Raw genomic sequence first — 22,898 nt, 5'->3', positions numbered from 1 at the left:
CTTACGCCACCGCTTCCTTGGCCTTTTCCGCGCGCTTGCGCTCGTTCGGGTCGAGGTGCTTCTTGCGCAGCCGGATCGACTTCGGGGTGACCTCGACGAGCTCGTCGTCCTCGATATAGGCGAGCGCCTTTTCCAGCGTCATGCGGATCGGCGGGGTCAGCCGCACCGCTTCGTCCTTCGAGGTCGTGCGGATGTTGGTGAGCTGCTTGCCCTTGAGCACGTTGATCTCGAGATCGTTGTCGCGGGTGTGCTCGCCGACAATCATGCCCTTGTAGACCTTCCAGCCCGGCTCGATCATCATCGGGCCGCGATCTTCCAGCTTGAACATGGCGTAAGCCACCGCCTCGCCCTGGTCGTTCGAGATCAGGACGCCGTTGCGACGGCCCTGGATCTCGCCCTTGTAGGGGGCGTAGCCGTGGAACAGGCGGTTCATGATCGCGGTGCCGCGTGTGTCGGTGAGCAGTTCGCCCTGATAACCGATCAGGCCGCGGGTCGGCGCGTAGAACACCAGGCGCTGGCGGTTGCCGCCCGAGGGCTTCATCTCGATCAGCTCGGATTTGCGCTCGCTCATCTTCTGCACGACGACGCCGGAATGCTCTTCGTCGACGTCGATCACGACCTCCTCAATCGGCTCCATGGTGGCGCCGGTGGCCTCGTCCTTCTGGAACACCACGCGCGGGCGCGACACCGAGAGCTCGAAGCCTTCGCGGCGCATGGTCTCGATCAGGATCGCGAGCTGGAGTTCGCCGCGGCCCGAAACTTCCATCGCGTCCTTGTCGGCGGATTCGACCACGCGCAGCGCGACGTTGCCCTCGGCCTCGCGGAGCAGACGGTCGCGGATCATGCGGCTCGTCACCTTGTCGCCTTCGGTGCCGGCGAGCGGAGAGTTGTTGACGATGAACGACATCGACACGGTCGGCGGATCGATCGGCTGCGCCGGTAGCGGCACCTCCACGGTCGGATCGCAGAAGGTGTCGGCGACGGTGCCCTTGGTGAGGCCTGCGATGGCGACGATGTCGCCGGCTTCGGCTTCCTCGAGCGGCGTGCGCTCGAGGCCGCGGAACGCCAGGATCTTGGTGATGCGCCCGGACTCGACCAGCTTGCCGTCGGCGTTCAGCACCTTGACCTGCTGGTTCGGCTTGAGCGTGCCGGAGGAGATGCGGCCGGTGATGATGCGGCCGAGATAGGGGTTGGCTTCGAGGATGGTGCCGATCATCCGGAACGGACCCTCTTCGACCTTCGGCGGCGCGACGTGGCGCAGGATCAGGTCGAACAGCGGCTCCATGCCCTTGTCCTGCGGACCTTCGGGGCTATCCGCCATCCAGCCCTGCTTGGCCGACCCGTAGAGGATCGGGAAGTCGAGCTGCTCCTCGCTGGCGTCGAGCGCCGCGAACAGGTCGAATACCTCGTTGATGACTTCGGTCGGGCGCGCGTCGGGGCGGTCGACCTTGTTGATGACGACGATCGGCTTCAGGCCGACCTTGAGCGCCTTGGAGACCACGAACTTCGTCTGCGGCAGCGGGCCTTCGGCGGCGTCGACCAGCACCAGGGCGCCGTCCACCATGTTGAGGATGCGCTCGACCTCGCCGCCGAAATCGGCGTGGCCGGGGGTATCGACGATGTTGACCCGGGTGTCCTTCCATTGCACCGAGGCCGCCTTGGCCAGGATGGTGATGCCGCGCTCGCGCTCCAGATCGTTGGAGTCCATGGCGCGCTCGGTCACCTTCTGGTTCTCGCGGAACGTGCCGGACTGCTGGAGGAGACGGTCGACCAGGGTCGTCTTGCCGTGGTCGACGTGGGCGATGATGGCGACGTTACGAAGGTTCATGAGTGAGCTTCTTTGCGGTCGAACAATGGGTTAAGCGCGATCTCGCCGGTCAGACCGGGACCTCTTCTCGAAACAACGCTGGAAGACTGGAAACAGGGCGCTCTGCGCCCAAAAAGGAAGCCCGGCCATGTCAGACCGGGCGCCCTGCGCGTTGCGGCGCAATATATGCAAAAACGGCCAAAAAACAATGTGTTCTTTGGCCGTTGGTTGATTGAATTTTGTCCGGGAATCCCCGGGGCTTAGCTCCCGTTCCGGGCTCGTGGGGCCTTTCGCCCCTTGATGGCCGCCCAGATCAAGACGACGCCTCCGATGCCGATGACTAGTCCCAAAAAGACCAGCGACGCAATGTCGGAGGGGATCTGGCCACCCTCGACCACGGACATTCCGCCGAACAGGAGCGCGCAGAGCCCCGGCAGCAGCATGAAGATTCCGGCGACCGCCATCAGCGCGGTCAGGCAGCCGCTGCGCTTTTCCGTTGGAGGAGACGGCGGTCCCGGGGGTGGTGGTGGGTCGCTGATGCTCATGCCTGCATGACTCCCCCGGTCGCCTGTACAGCCAGCGCGGCGCGGATGCCGTCGATCTTGCCGTTGCGGTAGAACAGATTGTAGGTGTCGAACGGAATGATCGCTCCCTGCTCCGTCACGAAATGGATGCAGCTGCGCTTGACGTTGCCGACGCAGAAATTGAAGCGATCGAGGAATTGCACGATGGTGACGCGGAAGACGTTCTCGTAAGTGAGGCCCTGCGGCACCTCGAAGCTCGGCAGGCAGCACAAGAGCTCGCAGACGCGCTCGGACGTGTTGAGCGGGCCCGACGACAGTGAGAACAGATCGACGAATTTCTCCCGCAGCATCGGGTATTTTTCCGGGCTGATGGTGTTGGGCATCACTGCGACGAGCTGCTCCTGTTGTAGCAGCGAGGTCAGCGGCAATACCTTCTCGCCGTTGCGCAGGCCGTAGCCGATCGAGATGCTCTCAGGGTTGCAGGGCAGCGGGATCATGTCCTCGTCGCCGAACACGCCGGTCTCGACCACGCGCCTGCGAATCTCCGATAGCATGATGCGGTGGGTCGTCTTGTCGAAATTCTCGTTGCGGCCGGCATCCTGCACCGGCTGCAGCGTGACGCCGCGAACGCATTTCCAGGTCAGCGCGTGGCGGACGATGTCGCCGATCTCGGCGTCATTGACGCCGCGCTTGACGGTCGCGACCAGCGTGGTCGAGATGCCATAGTGCTCGAGATTTTCCAGCGCCTGCTGGCGGATCTTTCGCAAATCCGCGCCGCGCAGATTGATCAGCGCGTCGCGCTGCAGCGAATCGAACTGGAGATAAACCTCCAGCCCGCGCTTGTTCTCGGCGAGCCGCGCCACGAAGTCCTTTTCGCGAGCGATGCGCAGGCCGTTGGTGTTGATCATGACGTGGCGAATCGGGCGGTCGCGCACGGCGTCCAGGATCTCGAAGAAATCCGGATGCAGCGTCGGCTCGCCGCCGGATATCTGCACGAGATCCGGCTCGCCTTCGCTCGCGACCAGCGCGTCGAGCATCTTCTCCACAGTCGCGAGCGGAGTGAATCTCGTTCGTGCCGGCGAGGATTCGGCGAAGCAGACCGGGCAGGTGAGGTTGCAGTGCTCGGTGATCTCGATCAGCGCCAGGCAGGAATGCTGCTCGTGGTCGGGACAGAGGCCGCAATCATAGGGGCAGCCGAATTCCGTGCGTTGCTGGAATTGCAGCGGCCGGTCGCCCGGCTTGATGAAATCCTTGCACAGCCGCCAATAGGCAGCGTCCGTCGACACCAGCGTCGACTGAACGCCATGCTCCCTGCAGCGCTTTTCGTACCAGACCTCGTTGCCACAAATCTCGATCTTGGTCGGCACCAGCTTCAGGCAGGTCTCGCAAAGGGATTGGGTCTGGCCCCAGAAGATGTAGGGACGCGACTTACGCAACGGCGCGTTCATGCATGGGTCTCGCTTCGGGCGCGGTGGCCAGCATGACGCCGGCGTAGAGCAGGATGGACAGCGACAGCAGGTGAAACAGCGTGAAAGGACCGATCAGCGTGCCGTAGGGCTTGAGGAATTCCCACAGGAAGCGCTGCGCTCCATAATAGGCGAGAACCAGGTAGAAACCATTGGTGATCGCAAAGGCGTTGCGGTTCACGACGGTCAGCACATAGACAATCGCGAATACGGCCATGGCCGCGCTTTCGTACAGCTGCACGGGATGGCGCGGAATGCCGTCGCCGAAATCATGGGCCCAGGGGAGCGCCGTCGGCGTGCCGTAAGTGAAATCGTCGAGACCCGCGCAGTAGCAGCCGATCCGGCCAATCGCGATGCCGATCGCCAGCGGCAGCGCAAACCGCGCTCCGGTTCGCATGGTGATCCCTGCGGACCATTTGTAGAGCTCGATCGCCACGATGCCGCCGGCCAGCGCGCCCTCGACCGAGCGCGCGATGCCGCTCTGCCCGGACAGCCACAGATTGGCGGAGCCAAACAGATAGGCGCCGATGCCCGCGCCGAACACCAGCGCGGCGATATAGGGCAGCGCGAAGGATTGCGCCGGAAACTGCAGGCGCTGTCGCGACAGCCAGTAGACGGCCGCCGCGGCCGCCAGCCACGCCAGGATGTCGAAGAGAGTGTGAAGCAAAGCCCCGCCCATGCGGGGGATACTATAGCATGGCAGACGTTGAGAAGCGCGCGGCACATATTTGTGCCCTCCCTCCTTACGTCTCCTGCCTCAAAAGCCAGTAGCGCAACAGGCCCCTTGCGGGAGAAGGAAGAAAGCAAGTGGAGCTATCCCGCCTCCCGCTCCTCGGTCGGGTAAACCCCGCGCAGCACCTCCTCGAAATGCATTTTCACGGCATCGTTGCACAGGCAGGCGCGAAGCTTCAGGCCATCGCGGCTGCGAACCAGGATCGAGCCTCGCCGCGTGTCGAGAATCCGTTCCGCCTTGAACGACTGAAGAACGCGGCTGGCATAGCTGCGCCCGACCCCGAGCAGCGTCGCGAGCTGTTCATGGGTCAGCGGTACGCTGGTCTCGTCGCCGGTCCGCTCCATCGCCGCCAGAATCCATTTGGCGGTACGCTGTTCTATCGAATGGATCGCGTTGCAGGCGGTCGACTGGAAGATCTGGGCCAGCATGCAATCGGCATAGCGCGCAAAGATGTTGCGCAGTGACGCCGAGCGCAGCTTGGCCGCTTCCAGCTTGGCAACGTGAATGCGCGCAAACGGCCCGCCGAATTTGACGCAGATCCGGGTATAGGCCGGCAGAAACCCCTCGCTGACGATGCCACCCACAGCGCCCTCGCGGCCGACCAGAATGGTTTCGACGTCGCGACCGTCCTCGTTGGGGACGAGGAAGGTCGCGAGCGACGGCCCGCAGGGGAAGTGGACGACCTGCACGTCGTCGCCGGGATTGTAAAGCAATTGGCCTGCCGGGGAGTCTTCGACGGTCGCGTGCGGCGCAAGTAGCGCGTAGTCGGCCGGGCTCAAACGCCGCAGCAGATTGTTGGCCGGCCGGCTCTCGACCTCGGTGATCTTGCCGATACGCGCATCCATCGTGAAACTCCTGTCCTTCCCCCACCCTAGCGAGTTCCGTGCATCCCCTGTGTGCACAAGTGGACAGACTGAAGAACGATGATGTGGTGAGTTTCGTTCCGGGAACCTTTCGATGCGCTACGAGCAGGCATCGTGTCGCGGCAGTCCTGATCCTAAAACCCCCAACGAAAGACGCGATCATGGCACCCGCATTTTCCAACGGCTCAGGCTGGCCAGCCGATGTTCTGATCGTCGAGGACGATCCGATCATCGCAATCGATTTCGAGGACCGCCTGCTCGGATTTGGTGTGAGCGGTGTGCGGACCGTCGGATCGGTGACGCAGGCGCTGGAGGCCATTGCGAAGCGTACGCCCGACTTCGCGCTGCTCGATGTCGAGCTGATCCGCGAGACCAGCTTTGCGATCGCCGAGCGGTTGACCGCGCTGGAGGTTCCGTTCGTCTTCGTCACCGGCTATGGCGCCGAGGCGCGCATTCCGTCCGAATTGGCGGGCCGGCCGCGGTTGCAGAAACCGTGCTCGAGCGATGCGCTGGAAGCGGCGCTCAAGCTACGCGCCGCCGATTAAATCAGCGGTCAGCTTTGCTTCGGTTCGAGCGTGGTCGACCACAGCGCCACGTCAGCGCGGTCGCGCAGGGTCACCGTCATTTGCCCCGAGGCGCCGTCGATCTTGACGTGACCGAAGAACTGCATGCCCGCGGCCGGCGGCAGGTTCTGGCTGTCCTTGCCCGGCGCCTTGACGAAGCGAATCTCGGGGCCAAAGGTGTTGTCGAGCGCGTTCGGACCGAACGTACCGGCATGCAGCGGACCCGACACGAATTCCCAGAACGGCTCGAACTCCTGGAACTGCGCCTTGTTCGGATCGTAATAATGCGCGGCGGCGTAATGCACGTCCGCGGTCAGCCACACCGTGTTGGTGATCGGCGCCATCTTGATGAAGCGGAGGATGTCGGCGATCTCGAACTCGCGGCCACGCACCGGGCCGTCACCCTGCGCAATGGCTTCCGATCCGCCCTTCGGCGTGTCCGAGACGATCAGGCCGATCGGCATGTCTGACGCGATCACCTTCCATGTCGCGCGCGAATTGAGGAGACCGCGCTTGAGCCAGGCGATCTGGTCCGGACCGAGGAAGTAGCTGGCGGGACCGTAGGCGGTCTCGAGATTGGCGCCGTTCGGGCCGCGATAGCTGCGCTCGTCGAGCACGAACACGTCGAGATGCGGGCCGTAGGCGATCTGGCGATACACGCGGCCGGGCTCGATGACGCTCTCGCGCATCGGGTACATCTCGTGGAAGGCGCGCCCCGCGCGGGCCGCGAGCAGCGAGATGTCCCGCACCTTGTAGGCGGCCGGCAGCTCTTTCGACAGCGACCAGTTGTTGGTCACCTCGTGGTCGTCCCACTGAACGAAGATCGGCACCTCGGCATTGAAGGCTCGGAGGTTGTCGTCGGTGAGATTGTATTTGTGCGCGGCGCGGTACTCGCCCAGCGTCTCCGCGACCTTGGCCTTCTCCGGGATGGTCAGATTCTTCCAGATCTTGCCATCGGCGAGCCTCACCTCGGATTGGATGGGACCGTCGGCATAGATCGTGTCGCCGGAATGCAGGAAGAAATCCGGCCGGTGCTTGCGCATCGCCGAAAAGGTGAACATGCCGCCGTCATCGGGATTGATGCCCCAGCCCTGGCCGGCGACATCGCCGCCCCAGACGAAGCTGACGTCGCGGCGGTCGGCCGGCGCGGTGCGGAAGCGGCCGGTCACGGCTTCGCCCTCGACCGCGCTGTGCGAGAGATCGCGGAAGCGGACGCGGTAAAAGATGTCCTGGCCGCCCGGCAGATTCTCCAGCAGCATTTTTGCCGTGAAGTCGCTCTCGGGGAGCGCCGCGATCGGCGGCAGCGCGCGGGCATCCCTGAACGTATCAGTCGTCGCCACCTCGACCAGCATCTGTGCCGGCCGGTCGGTACGCGCCCACACCAGGCCGCCATCGGCGGTGACGTCACCGGACTGCACGCCATGCGTGACCATCGGCCGATCGGCCGCGCGCGAAAGATACGGCATTGCGATCGTGCCGAGCGCACCGGCGCTGGTGGCGAGGAAGCGGCGGCGGGAGAATTTGATGTTCATGAAGGATGGCTCCGAAGGCGAGCTTGCATCAAGGCACGTCATTCCGGGGCGCAATTGCGCACCCGAGAATCCCTTTCTCCTCGCGAATGCAGCTCGATGGATTTCGGGCTCGCGCGTTGCGCGCCCCGGAATGACGGCGGAAGCTATATTGAGACAATGTGACGCGGCCATTACGCCGGCAAGCGCCTACGCGTTGCCGGCGGCCCTGAACTGCGCGCCGGCGCGCTGCAGGTTCTGCGGCAGGCTCATCAGCAACGCCTTGCGGTCGGCGACCGCAGAGTGGAACTGGTCGAGTGCGATGTTGAAGGCGGTGAGTGCGCCTTCCTCGATCGCGCCGTGATCGTAGCAGCGCAGCGTATCGCGCAGGATGTCGTCGGCCTCGGTCTGCATCTGGTCGAGCTCTTCGGCCGTCTCGCACTTGCGTGCAGCGGCGATCATGTCGAGCAGGCGTTCGCGCTGATGATTGTTGCTGTCGCGCTCGTCTCTCTTGAGGTAACCCGCAAACCATGCGCCGATCGAGCCCATGGCGGACAACGCCATCAGGCTCCACCAGATGTAATCGCTGTACTTGTCGAGGAAGGTCTTTTCCTCGCCGTCGACGAAGGCGGCCGCACCCGGATGTACCGGGATGACCGCATCCTTGTCGGTATCAGGCGTTTCGATCTTCGCCGCGAGCGGGAATTCGCTCACCAATTGCTGGCGCACGGCGAAGAGCTGGCGCGTGAACGCCGCAATGGTGGTTTCGGCCACGCCTTTGCGCGCCACGATGTGATGCGAAAAGCTGATGGTCTTGACCTCGTCCTCCGGGCGGGCAGGCGAGCCGCCATAGGTGCCGGCGGGAATCTCGGACGCTTCGTAGACCGGATGGTTTTGCGCGATCGCATCCGCCGAATCGATCGCGAGGAAGGTGGGCGCGCCGAAATCCTTGGTGGAGGCGGCGATCGCATCCGACGTGATCTTGCTGTTGACGGGGCCGGCCGCGAGATAGACGTCGGCCTTCTGCGCCTTGATCGCCTCGGCGGCTTCGTTCGCCGGGAATTGCACGATCTCGACCTTGGCGGGATCGATGCCGTATTGCTGGAGGATCACCTTGAGCAAATTGACGTTGGCCTGGGTGCGGCCGACCACGCCGACGCGATGGCCGGCGAGCTGTGCGATCTTGGTGATCTTCGGGCCCCGCTTCTTGCCTTTGCCCGGCACGGACCACAGCACCACGACGTTCTTGCGCAGGGTCGCGACCGCTTGCGCATTCTTGGGCACGTCGACGTCGCCGCGCACGATGGCGAGATCGACCTTGCCTTCCGCGAGCGCGTCGGCGCTGGCGGTGGCCCCGTCGGTCTGGATCGGCCGCAACCGCACCTGGCCCTTGCTCTGCGAGAAGGCCTGCGTCAGCGCCTGCACGACCTTGACGTCATCGCTGTTGGCGGGGCCGACCGCGATCTTGAGCGTCACCGGACGCATCGCGAAGTAATAGCCGCCGGCGAGCGCGCCGACGATCGCAAGCACGAGAGCCAGGGACACGAGCGCCGTCTTCCGCGCCGCGGATCGCGGCGAAGGCGGAGGGGGCGCTTCGGCCAGGTCCAATCCCCCGGTCATCGATCTCCCAAACAGGCGCTTGAGGCTCAGTTTCATCTTGGCCGGCGATCTACCGTTGCAATTGTAGCAAATTTCCTTGTCCGGCGGGGTTACATCTCCGTCATGGTTAGCGGGCGCGGGAAATCCGTATGAACCCGGGCGTCGGCGCGGTGTTAGAGTAAAGTTCCCCCCAAAAGGCAAGGAGACGATCATGGCAGAACGGCTCTCGGCGGAGGCGCGCAGGCAGGCGCTCGGCGGACTACCGGGCTGGACCGAGGTCCAGGGCCGCGACGCCATCGGGAAAACCTTTGTCTTCAGGGATTTCAACGAGGCGTTCGGTTTCATGACCCGCGCCGCGCTGGTCGCCGAGAAGATGGATCATCACCCCGAATGGCGCAACGTCTACAAGACGGTGGAGGTGGTGCTGTCGACCCATGACGCCGGCGCCGTCACCCCGCGCGACATCGCGTTGGCCAAGGCGATGAACGCCATCGCAGGCTGATACCAGGCGGCGTCTTGCAGGGATGTGCTGCATCCCCATCTTGTGATCAGCCGGGACTGGGATGACCTCCGCCTCCGGCAGAACGGGGAGTTTGAGCATGGCTGCCGAGCACAGCGTCGGCTTCGAGCCGGCCGATCGGCTCGCGGAAGATCGCGAGAGCGTGCGCCGCCGCTTCTGGCGCAAGCTGAAGCGTGTCGCCGCACACTTGCCGTTCGCGGAAGACCTGCTTGCCGCCTATTACTGCGCGTTCGACCGGCAGACGCCGCGCCACGTCCAGGCGTCGCTGCTCGGGGCGATCGCCTACTTCATCCTGCCGTTCGACTTCGTCACGGACGTGATGCCGATGCTCGGCTTTGCCGATGACGCTGCCGTGCTCGCCACTGCCATCCGCATGGTCGCCGGCCACATCACGAACGAGCATCGCGAGGCCGCACGCGCCGCGCTGAAGCGTGGGGTGGGTGAGGCGGAGGAAGAAGCAGCGTAGCAGACGCGGCCTCTCGGTTCAGTCACTGACGTCACGGAATACTGATCGCCCGCCCCTGTGCACAATTGCGCACTAGACGGGCGATGACAGTGAGTGTGTGGCGTGCAGGTTGCGACAAACGCGCTTCCGCCACAACATCCTCAAGGATGCAGGATCACCTTGCCCATCGCCTGACGTCCCGCCAGCACCTTCAGCGCATCCGCCGTCTGCGCCAGCGGGAAGGTGCGGTCGACATGCGATGAGATCTTGCCTTCCGCGGTCCACTTCACGAGCTTTTCCAGATTGGCGCGGTTCTTGGCCGGGTTGAGCCGGGTCCAGGCGCCCCAGAACACGCCGCGGATGTCGCAGCCCTTCAGCAACGCGAGGTTCAGCGGCATTTTCGGAATGTCGCCGGCGGCAAAGCCGATGACGAGGAAGCGGCCCTCCCAGGCGATCGAGCGCAGCGCCTGCTCCGCATAGGCACCGCCCACGGGATCGAAGATGATGTCGACGCCCTTGCCGCCGGTGAGCTTGCGCAGGCCTTCCTTCAGATCTTCCTTGGCGTAGTTCAGCGTCAGTTCGGCACCATGCGCTTTCGCGAATTCGAGCTTCTCGTCCGACGATGCGCAGGCGATCACTTTCAGGCCCATCAGCTTGCCGAGTTCGCAAGCGGCGAGGCCGGTGCCGCCGGCCGCGCCGAGCACCGCGAGCGTCTCGCCGGGCTTCGGGCTCGCGCGATCTTCCAGCGCATGCAGCGCGGTGCCGTAGATGATGATGATGCCGGCCGCGCGGTCGTAGTCGAGATTGTCTGGGATTTTCACGATCGACGCCGCCGGCAGCGCGATCTTCTCGCGCGCGCCGTTGTGACCGCAGGAGGCGACCACGCGATCGCCGACCTTCAGGTCGGTGACGCCGGCTCCGATGCTCTCGATCACGCCCGCGACTTCCGCCGCTGGCGAGAACGGGAACGGCGGCTTGATCTGGTACTTGCCCTGGATCATCAGGATGTCGAAGAAGTTCAGCGCCGCCGCCTTGATCGCGATCACGGCCTCGCCGGGGCCTGCCACCGGATCAGGTACATCGGCGAGCACGAGATCGTCGGGCTGGCAATATTGCGAGCAGAGGATGGCTTTCATGGCAGCACCTGAGGCGTTTCGAGTGGAATTATAGTTGGCCCGTTTCTGCCGGATTTAGTGCGGCCCGACAATCCGGATTCTTTGTCTCGGGTCACGCGACGGCCTATATCCTCCCGTCATTGCGAGCCAACGGGTCCGCGCGAAGCGCGGCCCGATGACAGGTCCGCGAAGCAATCCAGAATCCGTCCTGCGGAAATAGTCTGGATGGCCTCGCGCTCGCAATGACCGCGTGTATGGCAACAGCGAGGATTCGAACGATGTTTGAAACGGGCCTGCTCAAGAACAAGCGCATCCTCGTCAGCGGCGGCGGCTCGGGCCTTGGCGCCGCGATGGGCCGTCGCTTCCTCGCGCTCGGCGCCGAGCTCGTGATCTGCGGCCGCAAGCTCGACCGACTGGAAGCGGCGGCGCGCGAAATGCGCGAGCAGACAGGCGGCAAGGTCACGACGATCACCTGCGATATTCGCGACGGCGTAGCCGTCGACAGCATGATGGATCAGATCTGGCGCGAGGCGCCGCTCGACATCCTCGTCAACAATGCCGCCGCGACGTTCATCGCTCAGAGCGAGCATCTCTCCTTCCGCGCCGCGGATGCGATCCTGGCGCCGACGCTGCATGGCGCGATGTATTGCACGCTCGCCGCCGGCAGGCGCTGGATCGAGGACAAGCATGGCGGCGTCGTGCTGTCGATTCTCTCGACCTCCACCGTCACCGGCCGCGCCTTCACGGTTCCGTCGGCGATGGCGAAGTCGGCGGTGCTGGCGATGACCAAGAGCCTTGCCGTGGAGTGGGGCCCGAAGGGCATCCGCACTGTCGCGATTGCGCCGGGTCCGTTTCCGACCGCGGGGGCCACAGGGCAGCTCCGCCCCGAAGGCCGAGACGCAGGCTGGACGTCGCGCAACCCGCTTGGACGCACCGGCGAGCATAGCGAGCTTGCCGATCTCGCCAGCTTCCTGGTCTCCGACCGCGCCGGTTACATCAACGGCGAGATGGTGGTGATCGACGGTGGCGCTCATCTGCGCAGTTCCGGCGCCGAGGATCTGCTCGGCTGGACCGAGGCGCAATGGGCCGAGCAACGCGCCGCACGATCCAGGGCCTAGCCGTCACTGATACCGCTAACTGCCTTCCCAAATTGGACTTTCCCGGCTATCCCTGCCCGGGGACAAAGCGCGGTCGGGCCATCTTCCAGTCACAATATTGAGGGAACCACTCCAGGCATGTGGCGGGTGCTGATTCTAGCTTTGATGACTGGCGTCATGGCCGGCGGAATTGTCGATTCCGCGCGGGCGCAGACGGCCCAACCGGCGGCCAAGTCCGTTCCAAAAGAGTCTGCTCCAAAAGAGGCGACACCGAAGCCGGCGGCGCCGCCGGCCCATACGACTGCAAAGGCGGCTTCAAAGCCCGAGAGCAAACCGGCGGCATCACCCGCGGCAGTTGCGGGTGGCGCTGAGCCGACTTTGATCGGGCAGTTCGGCACCTGGGGTGCCTATTCGGCGACGCCCAACGGCAAGAAAGTCTGTTTCGCCCTGGCCAAGCCTTCGTCGTCGAAGACCAATCCGCCGAACCGGCCGCGTGATCCCGCCTACGCCTTCGTCTCGACCCGGCCGGCGGAGAAGGTCAACAACGAAGTCTCGGTCATGATCGGTTACGCGCTGAAACCGGGCTCGGAATCAACCGTCGAGGTCGGCGGCGCCTCCTTCGCGATGTATACACAAGGAGACGGCCTCTGGATCAAGAACGCGGCCGAGGAGGAGCGGATGGTCGAGGCCATGCGCAAATCCGCCGACCTCGTGGTCAAGGGCGTCTCGGCGAAGGGCACGGAGACGACCGACACCTTCTCGCTGAAGGGCCTTGCCCAGGCGCTCGACAAGATCGCCCACGACTGCAAGCGGTAAGGCTGTCGGCGTTAAGGCTGCAGGCGATAAGGTCGCAATCGGTGGTTCCGGTTGCTATATAAGGGCCGTTCCAGATTTCCTCCGTCATTCCGGGGCGCGCGAAGCGCGAACCCGGAATCTCGAGGTTCCGGGTTCAGCTCTTCGAGCTGCCCCGGAACGACCACAGCCATTAGGTCCATTCAATGCAACCGACGACCGAGCCGCACAACGCAACCCCGGTGGAGAAGACTCCGCTCGAAACCTATGTGCCGCCGGCAAAACCGTCGCTGATCGGCCTGTCGCGCACCGAGCTTGCCGACCGCCTCGGCGAGATCGGCGTCGCTCCGGCGCAGCGCAAGATGCGCGTGCAGCAGCTGTGGCACTGGCTCTATTTCCGGGGTGCCCAGAGTTTTGACGACATGACTTCGATCTCGAAGGGCATTCGCGCCGAGCTCGCGCAGCATTTCACGGTCGACCGGCCCGAAGTCGTGGCCGAGCAGATCTCCAACGACGGCACCCGCAAATGGCTGCTGCGGCTGCCGAGCGGCGATTCCGTTCAGAAGGCGCATGAGGTCGAGTGCGTCTACATCCCCGAGACCGACCGCGGAACGCTTTGCGTCTCCTCGCAGGTCGGCTGCACGCTGAACTGCGCCTTCTGCCATACCGGCACCCAGCGCCTGGTGCGCAACCTCACCGCCGGCGAGATCGTCGGACAGGTCATGGTCGCGCGCGATCGTCTGAACGATTGGGCCGATCGCGAGGACGGCACGCGCCGCGTCACCAATATCGTGATGATGGGCATGGGCGAGCCGCTCTACAATTTCGATGCGGTGCGCGATGCGCTACTGATCGTCGGCGACAATGAAGGCATCGGCATCTCCCGCCGCCGCATCACGCTGTCGACCTCGGGCGTGGTGCCCAACATCGTGCGCGCCGGCGAGGAGATCGGCGTCATGCTCGCGATCTCGCTGCATGCGGTGCGCGACGAGCTGCGCAACGAGCTCGTGCCGCTCAACCGCAAATATCCGATCAAGGAGCTCTTGCAGGCCTGCCGCGACTATCCCGGCGCCTCGAACGCGCGCCGCATCACCTTCGAATATGTGATGCTCAAGGGCGTCAACGATTCGCTCGACGATGCAAAGCTGCTGGTGAAGCTGCTCAAGGGCATTCACGCCAAGATCAATCTGATCCCATTCAATCCCTGGCCCGGCACCGCCTACGAATGCTCGGACTGGGACCAGATCGAAAAATTTTCCGAATACATCTTCAACGCCGGCTATTCCTCGCCGGTGCGCACCCCGCGCGGCCGCGACATCCTCGCCGCCTGCGGCCAGCTCAAGTCGGAGACGGAAAAGCTCAGCGCACGCGAGCGCCAGGCGCTGCGCGCCATGGCGATGACGGATTGAGTTGTTCATGTTTGGCTCTCGCCACCTCGTCATCGCGAGCGAAGCGAAGCAATCCAGAATGTCACCGCGGAAGCAGTCTGGATTGCTTCGTCGCATCAGCGCAAAATTGTTGCGCAATTTTGTCGCGAGCTTCTCGCAATGACGGGTGAGTGTGGCTTGCCATGTCCCTGATCGGCCGCCTTGTCGTCATCTTCATCGGCTTCCTTGCTGCCTGCTTCGTCGGCGGCATGATCGTCGTCGTCGCGCTGCTGTTTCCGGAGTTCGCCGATCTCGGTGCCGGTCCCGTCGATCAGGGCACGATCGACATCCTGCTCGGCTTCGGCTTCATCTTCGTCTCCGGCTTTGCGCTGGTGCCGGCGGCGGTGATCGTCGCGATCACCGAGGCGTTCTATATCCGTAGCGCGCTCGCCTACGCCGTCGGCGGCGGCGTCGTGGGACTCGCCTGTTATCTCGGTCTCGTTCCCTTCCACGCTGAAACCTTCCAGTTCGAGGACATCGTCCGGCGTCACCTGGAAATCATGACCGGCGCCGGCATCGTTGCTGGCGTGGTCTATTGGCTGATCGCCGGCCGCAACGCCGGCGCCTGGCGCAATCCGCCGCCCCCGCGCAAACCGCCGCCGCCACTGCCGTCGAATTCGCGGCCGGATGCGCGGTGAGTCCCGCTGTCATTCCGGGTTCGGTGCTGCGCACCGCCGCGGAATGATGACGGCAAGGGTTTCCATCCCCTTCCCACTCCGCTAAACCGCGCGCCATGAACCGGACTGGACTCTTCATCGCGCTTGCGCTGTGGCTCGTGATCGGCGTCGTCTTCGGGATCTACCCCGAGCTCGACCTCAAGCTTGCATCGCTGTTCTTCGATCCCGCGACCAGGACATTCCCGCTCAAGCTGAACGGCTGGGCCGGCTTCGCGCGCGACGCGGCGATGTGGATCGCCTGGGCATTCGCGCTGCCCTCGATCGTCGCGCTCGTGGTCAAGATGATCCGGCCCGACCGGCCGCTGATGGTGCCGGGGCGCACCGTCATCTTCCTGCTGGTGACGCTGACGATGTCGGCCGGCATTTTGACCAACCTGACGTTCAAGAATTACTGGGGCCGTCCGCGTCCGGTGGTGGTGACCGAGTTTGCCGGCGATCAGCAATTCGTGCCGTGGTGGGATCCCCGCGGCGGCTGCGGACGCAACTGCTCGTTCTTCTCCGGCGAGGGGGCGACGGCATTCTGGACGCTCGCGCCGGCTGCGCTGGCCCCGCCAGCGTGGCGGCCGCTCGCCTATGCCGCCGCCGTGGTGTTCGGCGCCTTGACCAGCGCCCTGCGCATGGCGTTCGGCGGCCACTTCTTCACCGACGTGTCCATCGCCGGCCTCGTCACCTTCGTCGTGATCTGGTTCGCCTACGCGCTGATTTACCGGTGGCCGCGGACGCGGTTTTCGGACGAGGCGGTCGATGCCGCCCTGACCCGGCTGAGCATGCCCGGCTACCGGCTCCGCCAGCGCCTGTTCGGCCGCAAGACCGGTCCCGAGCCGTCGGTTTGAGCCATTAAATGGGTGCCGAGCCCTGCGAAATTTGATATTCGCGCGGTCAAGTTCGCACCTTCACCAGCCCTTGAGACCCGATTGGAAGCCCCATGACCACGATCCTGAAAAGCCTGCCCAAGGGTGAGAAAGTCGGCATCGCGTTTTCGGGCGGCCTCGACACCAGCGCGGCGCTGCTCTGGATGAAGCAGAAGGGCGCGCGCTGCTACGCCTACACCGCCAATCTCGGCCAGCCGGATGAGGCCGACTACAACGAGATTCCGCGCAAGGCGATGGAGTTCGGCGCCGAGAAGGCGCGGCTGGTCGATTGCCGCACGCAACTCGTCCACGAGGGCATCGCCGCGATCCAGTCCGGCGCCTTCCACATCTCGACCGGCGGCATCACCTATTTCAACACCACCCCTCTGGGGCGCGCCGTCACCGGCACCATGCTGGTCGCGGCGATGAAGGAAGACGGCGTCAACATCTGGGGCGACGGTTCGACCTTCAAGGGCAACGACATCGAGCGCTTCTACCGCTACGGCCTGCTCACCAATCCCGGCCTGAAGATCTACAAGCCGTGGCTCGACCAGCAGTTCATCGATGAGCTCGGCGGCCGCGCCGAGATGTCGGCGTTCATGACCGCGCAAGGCTTCGCCTACAAGATGAGCGCGGAGAAGGCGTATTCGACCGACAGCAATCTGCTCGGCGCCACGCACGAGGCCAAGGATCTCGAGAGCCTCGACAGCGGCATCAAGATCGTCAATCCGATCATGGGCGTGCCGTTCTGGCGCGACGACTGCAACGTCAAGGCCGAGAAGGTCGTGGTGCGTTTCGAGGAAGGCCAGCCCACGGCGCTCAACGGCCAGACCTTCTCCGATCCCGTCGCGCTGTTCCTCGAAGCCAATGCGATCGGCGGCCGCCACGGTCTCGGCATGAGCGATCAGATCGAGAACCGCATCATCGAGGCCAAGAGCCGCGGCATCTACGAAGCGCCCGGCATGGCGCTGTTGCACATTGCCTATGAGCGTCTCGTCACCGGCATCCACAACGAGGACACCATCGAGCAGTACCGCATCAGCGGCATGCGCCTCGGCCGTTTGCTGTATCAGGGCCGCTGGTTCGACTCGCAGGCCCTGATGCTGCGCGAGACCGCGCAGCGCTGGGTCGCGCGCGCCGTCACCGGCGAGGTCACGCTCGAGCTCCGCCGCGGCAACGACTATTCGATCCTCAACACCGAAAGCCCGAACCTCACCTATGCGCCGGAAAGGCTCAGCATGGAGAAGGTGGAGGATGCGGCCTTCACGCCGGCCGACCGCATCGGCCAGCTCACCATGCGCAACCTCGACATCGTCGACACCCGCACCAAGCTGAAGCTCTACAGCGACACCGGCCTGCTCTCGGGCAGCGAAGGCTCGCAGATCTTCCGCCTCGAGAGCGACAAGGGTTGAGCCTTTCGTAGCCCGGATCGCGCTTTCGCTCGATCCGGGCTGCGAATTTAATGACGGTGTCATACTTGATCGCTACGCTTCCTGATCCTGTCGGAAACCGGATTGCGGAGCATCGAGCATGGTCAGGGGATCGGCACTCGCCTCTCTCATTGTCCTCTGTTGGACATCGTCACTGTCGGCGCAGACGATCTATCCGATCGATCGTGCCGAGATCCTGGCCGGAGCCAAATTCGACTTCAAGGTCGAGCTCCCCGGGCCCGTCGATCCCGCCAGGCTGAAGGTGACGGTGAACGGCGCGGATTATGCGACCGCGTTCGGCCGTGCCGGCACCTTCATCGACCGCGAGGACGGCAAGGAGCAGTCGGCCCTGATCCTGCGCGACGTCACGCTGACCAGGCCGGGCAGCATTGCCGTGGACGTGAGCGACGGCACGCACCAGCGCAGCGTCACCTGGACGGTCTACGACACGGGCCCGCGCAAGGCGAAGAACGTCATCCTGTTCATCGGTGACGGCATGTCGCCGGCGCATCGGGTCGCGGCGCGGATTCTGTCCAAGGGGATTTCGGAGGGCAAGAGCCGCGGCAAGCTCGCGATCGACGACATGCCCCATATGGCGCTGGTGGCGACCGCGGGTTCGGATTCGATCATCACCGATTCCGCAAACTCGGCCAGCGCCTATGCGACCGGGCACAAGAGCGCCGTCAACGCCCTCGGCGTCTATGCGGACCGCACCGCAAGCCCGCTCGACGATCCCAAGGTCGAGACCATCACGAGCCTCGCCAAAAGGCGGCTCGGCATGGCGATCGGCGTCGTCACCAATACCGAGATCGAAGACGCGACGCCGGCGGCGATGGTTGCGCACACCCGCCGCCGTGCCGCCTATGACGACATCGTCGAGCAGTTCTTTGCGGCGAAGCCGGATATCCTGATGGGCGGCGGCAGCGCGAATTTTCTGCCGAAGTCGGCCGCCGGCTCGAAACGCAAGGACGAGACCGACTTCATCGCGAAGTTTCGCGATGCAGGCTATCAGGTGGCGACCACCGCCAGCGAGCTCAGCGCCTCTGCCGCAAAGCAGGAGACGAGCAAGCTGCTCGGCCTGTTCGCCACCGGCAACATGGACGGAGTGCTCGACCGCAAATTCCTGAAGGGCGGCGGCGTCAAGAAATTCCCTGAGCAGCCCGATCTGACCGAGCAGGTGCAGGCAGCTTTGAACATTCTCTCGAAGAACGAGGCCGGCTTTTTCCTGATGGTCGAGTCCGGACTGATCGACAAATATGCGCATGCCCTCGACATGGAGCGCGCCGTCTACGACACGATCATGCTCGACAACGCGGTGCGCCAGGCGCGTGAATGGGCGCGGGCACGTGGTGACGACACCCTCATCCTGGTCGCGGCGGACCACAATCATCCCAACAGCCTCGTCGGCACGATAAACGACGACATGGCCACCACGCCCAACGTGCCGCTGCGCGAGCGCGTCGGCGTCTACGATCGGGCTGGATTTCCCAATTATCCGGCCCCCGACGCGGAAGGCTATCCGGCGCGGATCGACGTGAGCCGGCGGCTCGCCATCTTCTCGGCCAGCCTGCCGGATCACTACGAGACGTTCCGTCCGAAGCTGGACAATCCCAACGAGCCAACCGTCAAGGCTGGCGACGACGGCACTTTCAATGCCAACGACAAATACAGAGACGTTCCGGGCGCGGTGCTGCGCCCCGGCAATCTTTCGGCGCTGATCGGCGCCAGCGTGCATTCGGGCGAAGACGTCATCCTGACCGCGACCGGGCCGGGCAGCGAGCGCGTGCACGGGTCGATGGACAATACCGAAGTGTTTCGTGTCATGGCCGACGCGTTGGGATTGGCTGCGGGGCAATGACGCAGCGGTTCACGAGGAGGAAGGGCGGCGTGAAGACCAGCTTCACGCAGCTGCGGAAGAGCAGGATCTGCCGCTCCAGCCGCTTCGGGTCGTTGAGCGTCTTCGACATGATGATCGCGCCGTCGACCACGCACGAGATCATCTCCGCGAGGTCGTCGAGGTCGATCGCCTCGCGCGGCGGATAGACCGCAGCGATGCCGTCCAGGATCGCGCGGAAATGCGCATTCCAGCTCTGGACAGATTGTGCGGTCAGGTCGCGAACCTCGCGGTCGAACAGGCGCTCCTGATAGCAGATGCTGGCGATCAGGCAGCCGGGATGGCCGTTCGGCAGATCGGCCATCACCTCGGCGAGCAGTTTCAGCGAGATCAGGAACGACTGCAGCGGGTCGTCCGATAGCTCGCGCCCCCGCCTGAAGATCTCCTCGAACAGGCGATCGTTCGTCTCCACGTAGCGGCGCAGCATCTCCCGTGCGAGGGCGTTCTTGTCCTTGAAGTGATAGAAGAAGCCGCTCTTGGTCAGTCCGGCCTCGGCGATGACCTCGTCGATCGAGGTCGCTCCGAAGCCCTTTGCGAGCACCGCCGCTTCCGCAATCTCGAGAATGCGCTCGCGCGTCGCTTCGCCCTTTCCCATCGATGCCTCCAAAACCGTACCAACGGTGCGGAATTTGCCGCGCAGGCCAGCGCGCCGATCCGATTGCCTCACGCAAGTCTTTGATTTGTCTCTGCTTGCGGGAGGAAGTTCAGCCGCACCACGGGGCTTCTAGAGCGTCGCGACATTATGCGGCACCACATGCCGGGACCGAAGACGGTCATGGCGCGACCGAAAGAAGAGCGGTCCGTGCAAATGATGGAGCGATCAATGGCGAGATGCAGAAACGATCTGCCGCAGCACCGCGGCGGCATCTTCCTGACCGATGGCGGCATGGAAACCACCCTGATCTTCCACCAAGGGCTGGAGCTGCCGCACTTCGCAGCATTCGTGCTGCTGAACAGCGCCGATGGTCGCGCGCATCTGAAGCGGTACTACGAAGCCTATCTCCGCATCGCGCGGCAGCATGGACTCGGCTTCGTGCTCGACAGTCCAACCTGGCGCGCCAATCCTGACTGGGGCGCCAGGCTCGGCTACGATGCGGCCAGTCTCGAGTCCATCAACATGCGGTCCATCGGCTTCCTCGAGGAATTGCGCGGCGCCTGGGAGTCCCCCGGCATGCCTTGCGTCATCAGCGGCGCGATCGGTCCGCGAGGCGACGGCTACAAGGCCGGCAACATGGACGCGGGGGAGGCGGAAGCCTATCACGCGGCTCAGATCGCGGCCTTCGCCCTGGCCGGCGCCGACATGGTGACCGCGTTCACGCTGAACAGCATCAACGAGGCCGTCGGCGTGGTACGTGCGGCCAAGAGGCAGGAAATTCCGGTCGCGATCTCCTTTACGGTCGAGACCGATGGTCGCCTGATCAGGGGCGAGTCCCTGCGCGAGGCGATTGAAGCGGTCGACGATGCGACGGAGCATGCCTGCGAATATTTCCTGATCAATTGCGCGCACCCAATTCACTTCGAGGGCGCGCTCGCGGCCGGCGAGGCGTGGGTTCAGCGCATCCACGGCATCAGGGCCAATGCGTCCATCAAGAGCCATGCCGAGCTCGACGAGTCGGAGACGCTCGACAGCGGCGATCCCGTCGATCTCGGCCGCCGTTACCTCTCGCTCAGGCGCGCGTTTCCGCAGATGCGGATTCTCGGGGGCTGTTGCGGTACCGATCACCGGCACGTCGCGGCCGTTTGCGATGCCTGCCTGCCGCCAGAGGCGATGTCCGCGTGATACGAATGAAATGGCCGGGAGCAATCCCGGCCATTTGTGCTTCTGGTTCGTGTCTCAGCGCGGCGGGGCCGTGCCGGGCGGGGGCGGCGGCAGCGAGGCCGTCCCGCCATTGAGCAGCGGCGTGATGCGGCGGACGGTGACGCGCCGGTTGATCACGCTCGGCCCTTGCGTCTGCTCCTTCAGATACTGCTCGCCATAGCCTTGCGACGTCAGGTTCTCCGCCGGGACACCGAACTGCTGCGTCAGCAATTCGGCTGCAGACTGCGCGCGACGGTCCGACAATGACAGATTGTCGACCTCGTTGCCGACCGCGTCGGTGTGCCCCTCGATCAGGAACACCTCGCGCGGGTTGCGCTGGATCGCACGGTTGAGGCCGTCGGCGATCACCTGCAGCCGGGCCGCCTGGTCCGGTGGGATGGTCCACGATCCCGTCTCGAAGTTGATCGTGTTGACGTCGATGCTTGGCATCTGCATGCGAACATTGGGGCTGTAGCGGATCTCGTCGAGCGAGTAGCGCCGATCGATCCGCTGCACCGGCGGTGCCTCCATGGTCTCGTAGATCACGTCCGGCGATGCCTCCTGAGCATCGACGATGTAGCGATCGTAGGGAATGCTCACGACCGGCGGCGGCACGTCGACATAGAAGCCGCCGACCGCGCGCGGATCGCGATAGCTGTTGTCGATGATGACGAGCTCCTGCCCGCGCGTGTCCCTGCGGATGCGGCGCAGCAGCCGGCCATCGGAGCCGACCACGGTGATGATCTCGCTGCCGTCGGGACGAATCACGACGGTGCGAGTCTCGCCGCCGACGATGTCGGTGCGGATATCTCGGGCCCCATAGCGGAAGCGATAGAGATCGTTGCCGCGGACATAGGCCTGCCCGCCCGGATCGCGGACGATGATGCGATCCGGCTCGGTATAGATGGTGCGGCCGCCTTCGATGGTCTCGCGGCGCTGGTTGTGGAGATCGGCGATGGTGGCGCCGATCACGGCGCCGGCCACGACGCCCGCGCCGATCGCGAGCGGCGTGAGGTCACGCTGCGGCGGACGCGGCGGCGGCGGCAGCGGTGCTGCAACCGTGGGCGCGGCCCGGAACGCCGGCGCGACCGTCGGCGGCGCGTATTGCGCCCTGTCCGGCGGCGGCGCAGCGGCGGGCGTGCCAGGGACGACTGTCGGCGCCGCGGCGCCGGCAGGAGGCGCCGGCGGCCGGGCCGGGGCACCAGCCTGCGGGGGCACAGGCGGAGCTCCGGTCGCAGGCGCTCCCGCAGGCGGCGTGCCGCCCTGACGGCCGGGAGTCGGCGTAGCGGTCGGAGCCGGGGTTGCGCCAGGTGTGGGCGACGGGGCCGCGCCTGGACGCCCGGGTGGCGGCGTCGGGGCGACGGCGCCAGGTGCCGGTGGGGTCGTCGGTGTGGTCGTCGGAGCGGGCGTGGCACCCGGGCGACCAGCCGGCGGCGCGCCAGGCGTGCTGCCCGGAGCGGGCGTTGCCGTTGGAGCAGGCGTGGCTGTCGGAGCAGGTGTGGCGGTCGGAGCAGGTGCTCCCGGTCGTGCCGCCGGTGCGGCGGGCGCAGGAGTCGGCGTCGCGGTGGGCGCCGGCGCAGGCCGGCCCTGAGGAGCTGCTGCGGGCGGCGGGGCCGGTGGCGTCGGAGCCGGGCGGGCACCTGATGGTGCCGGAGGCGGCGTGTGCGGCTGTGCGGCGGGAGGCGGCGTCGGCGCGCGTGGCTGCGGAGTCGCCGCGGGAGGCGGTGCTGGCGGCGTGGGAGCCGGGCGCGCGGCAGGCGGCGCCGGAGGAGGCGGTGTCGGGGCGTGC

Annotated in this window: 21 protein-coding genes; 11 read left to right on the top strand and 10 right to left on the bottom strand. The window is 65.1% G+C overall.

Annotated elements, in window-relative coordinates; all coding sequences use genetic code 11:
• Position 1 precedes the first annotated feature (1 nt).
• From typA to EHH60_RS24160, 5 genes are all read right to left on the bottom strand, one after another.
• Entirely contained in the window at positions 2–1,828 is a 1,827-nt protein-coding gene (typA, locus tag EHH60_RS24180) for a translational GTPase TypA (RefSeq protein ID WP_124161930.1), read from the bottom strand.
• 239 nt (positions 1,829–2,067) lie between these two features.
• Positions 2,068–2,352 carry a hypothetical protein gene (locus tag EHH60_RS24175; protein WP_124161929.1) on the bottom strand — a complete coding sequence of 95 codons (285 nt, stop codon included), beginning with the start codon at positions 2,350–2,352 and terminating at the stop codon, positions 2,068–2,070.
• The gene (locus EHH60_RS24170; protein WP_124161928.1) at positions 2,349–3,779 is read right to left on the bottom strand and encodes a radical SAM protein; all 1,431 of its coding nucleotides are present in this window, start codon (positions 3,777–3,779) and stop codon (positions 2,349–2,351) included. The genes EHH60_RS24175 and EHH60_RS24170 overlap by 4 nt, the downstream gene beginning before the upstream one ends.
• On the bottom strand, positions 3,760–4,476 hold the full coding sequence (locus EHH60_RS24165; RefSeq protein WP_124161927.1) for a prolipoprotein diacylglyceryl transferase: 717 nt from the start codon (positions 4,474–4,476) through the stop codon (positions 3,760–3,762). Before EHH60_RS24165 ends, EHH60_RS24170 begins: the two co-directional genes overlap by 20 nt.
• Positions 4,477–4,610: 134 nt before the next feature.
• Positions 4,611–5,375, bottom strand: coding sequence for a Crp/Fnr family transcriptional regulator (locus EHH60_RS24160; RefSeq protein ID WP_124161926.1), 765 nt, complete (start codon positions 5,373–5,375; stop codon positions 4,611–4,613).
• A 179-nt stretch (positions 5,376–5,554) separates the two neighbouring features.
• Here EHH60_RS24160 and EHH60_RS24155 point away from each other — a divergent pair, with 179 nt between their 5' ends.
• A complete protein-coding gene (locus tag EHH60_RS24155; protein ID WP_124161925.1) occupies positions 5,555–5,938 on the top strand; it encodes a response regulator in 384 nt (127 codons plus the stop codon).
• Positions 5,939–5,946: 8 nt separating this feature from the next.
• Here EHH60_RS24155 and EHH60_RS24150 read toward each other — a convergent pair whose 3' ends face one another.
• Together EHH60_RS24150 and EHH60_RS24145 are read right to left on the bottom strand one after the other, a co-directional pair.
• The gene (locus EHH60_RS24150; protein WP_124161924.1) at positions 5,947–7,488 is read right to left on the bottom strand and encodes an alkaline phosphatase D family protein; all 1,542 of its coding nucleotides are present in this window, start codon (positions 7,486–7,488) and stop codon (positions 5,947–5,949) included.
• A 186-nt stretch (positions 7,489–7,674) separates the two neighbouring features.
• Complete coding sequence (locus EHH60_RS24145; RefSeq protein WP_124161923.1) at positions 7,675–9,120, bottom strand: TAXI family TRAP transporter solute-binding subunit; 1,446 nt, start codon at positions 9,118–9,120, stop codon at positions 7,675–7,677.
• A gap of 154 nt (positions 9,121–9,274) precedes the next feature.
• Here EHH60_RS24145 and EHH60_RS24140 point away from each other — a divergent pair, with 154 nt between their 5' ends.
• Positions 9,275–9,565, top strand: coding sequence for a 4a-hydroxytetrahydrobiopterin dehydratase (locus EHH60_RS24140; protein WP_124161922.1), 291 nt, complete (start codon positions 9,275–9,277; stop codon positions 9,563–9,565).
• Positions 9,566–9,662: 97 nt separating this feature from the next.
• Positions 9,663–10,049 carry a YkvA family protein gene (locus tag EHH60_RS24135; RefSeq protein ID WP_199751904.1) on the top strand — a complete coding sequence of 129 codons (387 nt, stop codon included), beginning with the start codon at positions 9,663–9,665 and terminating at the stop codon, positions 10,047–10,049.
• 140 nt (positions 10,050–10,189) lie between these two features.
• Here EHH60_RS24135 and EHH60_RS24130 read toward each other — a convergent pair whose 3' ends face one another.
• Positions 10,190–11,164: an NADPH:quinone oxidoreductase family protein gene (locus tag EHH60_RS24130; RefSeq protein WP_124161920.1), complete on the bottom strand. Its 975-nt coding sequence runs from the start codon at positions 11,162–11,164 to the stop codon at positions 10,190–10,192.
• 257 nt (positions 11,165–11,421) lie between these two features.
• On the opposite strand from EHH60_RS24130, the gene EHH60_RS24125 reads away from it, so the two are divergent.
• The 7 genes from EHH60_RS24125 (at position 11,422) to EHH60_RS24095 (ending at position 19,275) form a co-directional block, all read left to right on the top strand.
• Positions 11,422–12,261: an SDR family oxidoreductase gene (locus EHH60_RS24125; protein ID WP_124161919.1), complete on the top strand. Its 840-nt coding sequence runs from the start codon at positions 11,422–11,424 to the stop codon at positions 12,259–12,261.
• A 117-nt stretch (positions 12,262–12,378) separates the two neighbouring features.
• Entirely contained in the window at positions 12,379–13,056 is a 678-nt protein-coding gene (locus tag EHH60_RS24120) for an invasion associated locus B family protein (protein WP_124161918.1), read from the top strand.
• Between the two features lie 182 nt (positions 13,057–13,238).
• Positions 13,239–14,441 (top strand): dual-specificity RNA methyltransferase RlmN, encoded by a 1,203-nt coding sequence (gene rlmN, locus EHH60_RS24115; protein ID WP_124161917.1) that lies wholly within the window; start codon positions 13,239–13,241, stop codon positions 14,439–14,441.
• Between the two features lie 161 nt (positions 14,442–14,602).
• A complete protein-coding gene (locus tag EHH60_RS24110; protein WP_124161916.1) occupies positions 14,603–15,097 on the top strand; it encodes a hypothetical protein in 495 nt (164 codons plus the stop codon).
• A gap of 95 nt (positions 15,098–15,192) precedes the next feature.
• The gene (locus tag EHH60_RS24105) at positions 15,193–15,969 is read left to right on the top strand and encodes a phosphatase PAP2 family protein (protein ID WP_124161915.1); all 777 of its coding nucleotides are present in this window, start codon (positions 15,193–15,195) and stop codon (positions 15,967–15,969) included.
• A gap of 92 nt (positions 15,970–16,061) precedes the next feature.
• A complete protein-coding gene (gene argG, locus EHH60_RS24100; RefSeq protein ID WP_124161914.1) occupies positions 16,062–17,399 on the top strand; it encodes an argininosuccinate synthase in 1,338 nt (445 codons plus the stop codon).
• Between the two features lie 118 nt (positions 17,400–17,517).
• Positions 17,518–19,275, top strand: coding sequence for an alkaline phosphatase (locus tag EHH60_RS24095; RefSeq protein WP_124161913.1), 1,758 nt, complete (start codon positions 17,518–17,520; stop codon positions 19,273–19,275).
• On the opposite strand, the gene EHH60_RS24090 is transcribed toward EHH60_RS24095, so the two are convergent.
• Entirely contained in the window at positions 19,238–19,906 is a 669-nt protein-coding gene (locus tag EHH60_RS24090) for a TetR/AcrR family transcriptional regulator (RefSeq protein WP_124161912.1), read from the bottom strand. The two genes, EHH60_RS24095 and EHH60_RS24090, sit on opposite strands and share 38 nt — an antisense overlap.
• 228 nt (positions 19,907–20,134) lie before the next feature.
• Here EHH60_RS24090 and EHH60_RS24085 point away from each other — a divergent pair, with 228 nt between their 5' ends.
• A complete protein-coding gene (locus EHH60_RS24085) occupies positions 20,135–21,091 on the top strand; it encodes a homocysteine S-methyltransferase family protein (RefSeq protein ID WP_124161911.1) in 957 nt (318 codons plus the stop codon).
• A gap of 54 nt (positions 21,092–21,145) precedes the next feature.
• On the opposite strand, the gene EHH60_RS24080 is transcribed toward EHH60_RS24085, so the two are convergent.
• Positions 21,146–22,898 (bottom strand): OmpA family protein (locus tag EHH60_RS24080; RefSeq protein ID WP_245454573.1); only part of this gene is annotated, 1,753 nt, incomplete at its 5' end.

It is taken from the genome of Bradyrhizobium sp. RP6 (assembly GCF_003837805.1).
In the GTDB taxonomy this organism is placed as follows: Bacteria; Pseudomonadota; Alphaproteobacteria; order Rhizobiales; family Xanthobacteraceae; genus Bradyrhizobium.
The sequence above is the reverse complement of the archived record's forward strand: the minus strand, read 5'-3'. Positions and strand labels throughout refer to the sequence as shown.

Bases quoted from the DNA above. Each gene is read 5' to 3' on its own strand.
- typA (WP_124161930.1), bottom strand. From the start codon at position 1,828: ATGAACCTTCGTAACGTCGCCATCATCGCCCACGTCGACCACGGCAAG.
- EHH60_RS24175 (WP_124161929.1), bottom strand. From the start codon at position 2,352: ATGAGCATCAGCGACCCACCACCACCCCCGGGACCGCCGTCTCCTCCA.
- EHH60_RS24170 (WP_124161928.1), bottom strand. From the start codon at position 3,779: ATGAACGCGCCGTTGCGTAAGTCGCGTCCCTACATCTTCTGGGGCCAG.
- EHH60_RS24165 (WP_124161927.1), bottom strand. From the start codon at position 4,476: ATGGGCGGGGCTTTGCTTCACACTCTCTTCGACATCCTGGCGTGGCTG.
- EHH60_RS24160 (WP_124161926.1), bottom strand. From the start codon at position 5,375: ATGGATGCGCGTATCGGCAAGATCACCGAGGTCGAGAGCCGGCCGGCC.
- EHH60_RS24155 (WP_124161925.1), top strand. From the start codon at position 5,555: ATGGCACCCGCATTTTCCAACGGCTCAGGCTGGCCAGCCGATGTTCTG.
- EHH60_RS24150 (WP_124161924.1), bottom strand. From the start codon at position 7,488: ATGAACATCAAATTCTCCCGCCGCCGCTTCCTCGCCACCAGCGCCGGT.
- EHH60_RS24145 (WP_124161923.1), bottom strand. From the start codon at position 9,120: ATGAAACTGAGCCTCAAGCGCCTGTTTGGGAGATCGATGACCGGGGGA.
- EHH60_RS24140 (WP_124161922.1), top strand. From the start codon at position 9,275: ATGGCAGAACGGCTCTCGGCGGAGGCGCGCAGGCAGGCGCTCGGCGGA.
- EHH60_RS24135 (WP_199751904.1), top strand. From the start codon at position 9,663: ATGGCTGCCGAGCACAGCGTCGGCTTCGAGCCGGCCGATCGGCTCGCG.
- EHH60_RS24130 (WP_124161920.1), bottom strand. From the start codon at position 11,164: ATGAAAGCCATCCTCTGCTCGCAATATTGCCAGCCCGACGATCTCGTG.
- EHH60_RS24125 (WP_124161919.1), top strand. From the start codon at position 11,422: ATGTTTGAAACGGGCCTGCTCAAGAACAAGCGCATCCTCGTCAGCGGC.
- EHH60_RS24120 (WP_124161918.1), top strand. From the start codon at position 12,379: ATGTGGCGGGTGCTGATTCTAGCTTTGATGACTGGCGTCATGGCCGGC.
- rlmN (WP_124161917.1), top strand. From the start codon at position 13,239: ATGCAACCGACGACCGAGCCGCACAACGCAACCCCGGTGGAGAAGACT.
- EHH60_RS24110 (WP_124161916.1), top strand. From the start codon at position 14,603: ATGTCCCTGATCGGCCGCCTTGTCGTCATCTTCATCGGCTTCCTTGCT.
- EHH60_RS24105 (WP_124161915.1), top strand. From the start codon at position 15,193: ATGAACCGGACTGGACTCTTCATCGCGCTTGCGCTGTGGCTCGTGATC.
- argG (WP_124161914.1), top strand. From the start codon at position 16,062: ATGACCACGATCCTGAAAAGCCTGCCCAAGGGTGAGAAAGTCGGCATC.
- EHH60_RS24095 (WP_124161913.1), top strand. From the start codon at position 17,518: ATGGTCAGGGGATCGGCACTCGCCTCTCTCATTGTCCTCTGTTGGACA.
- EHH60_RS24090 (WP_124161912.1), bottom strand. From the start codon at position 19,906: ATGGGAAAGGGCGAAGCGACGCGCGAGCGCATTCTCGAGATTGCGGAA.
- EHH60_RS24085 (WP_124161911.1), top strand. From the start codon at position 20,135: ATGGCGAGATGCAGAAACGATCTGCCGCAGCACCGCGGCGGCATCTTC.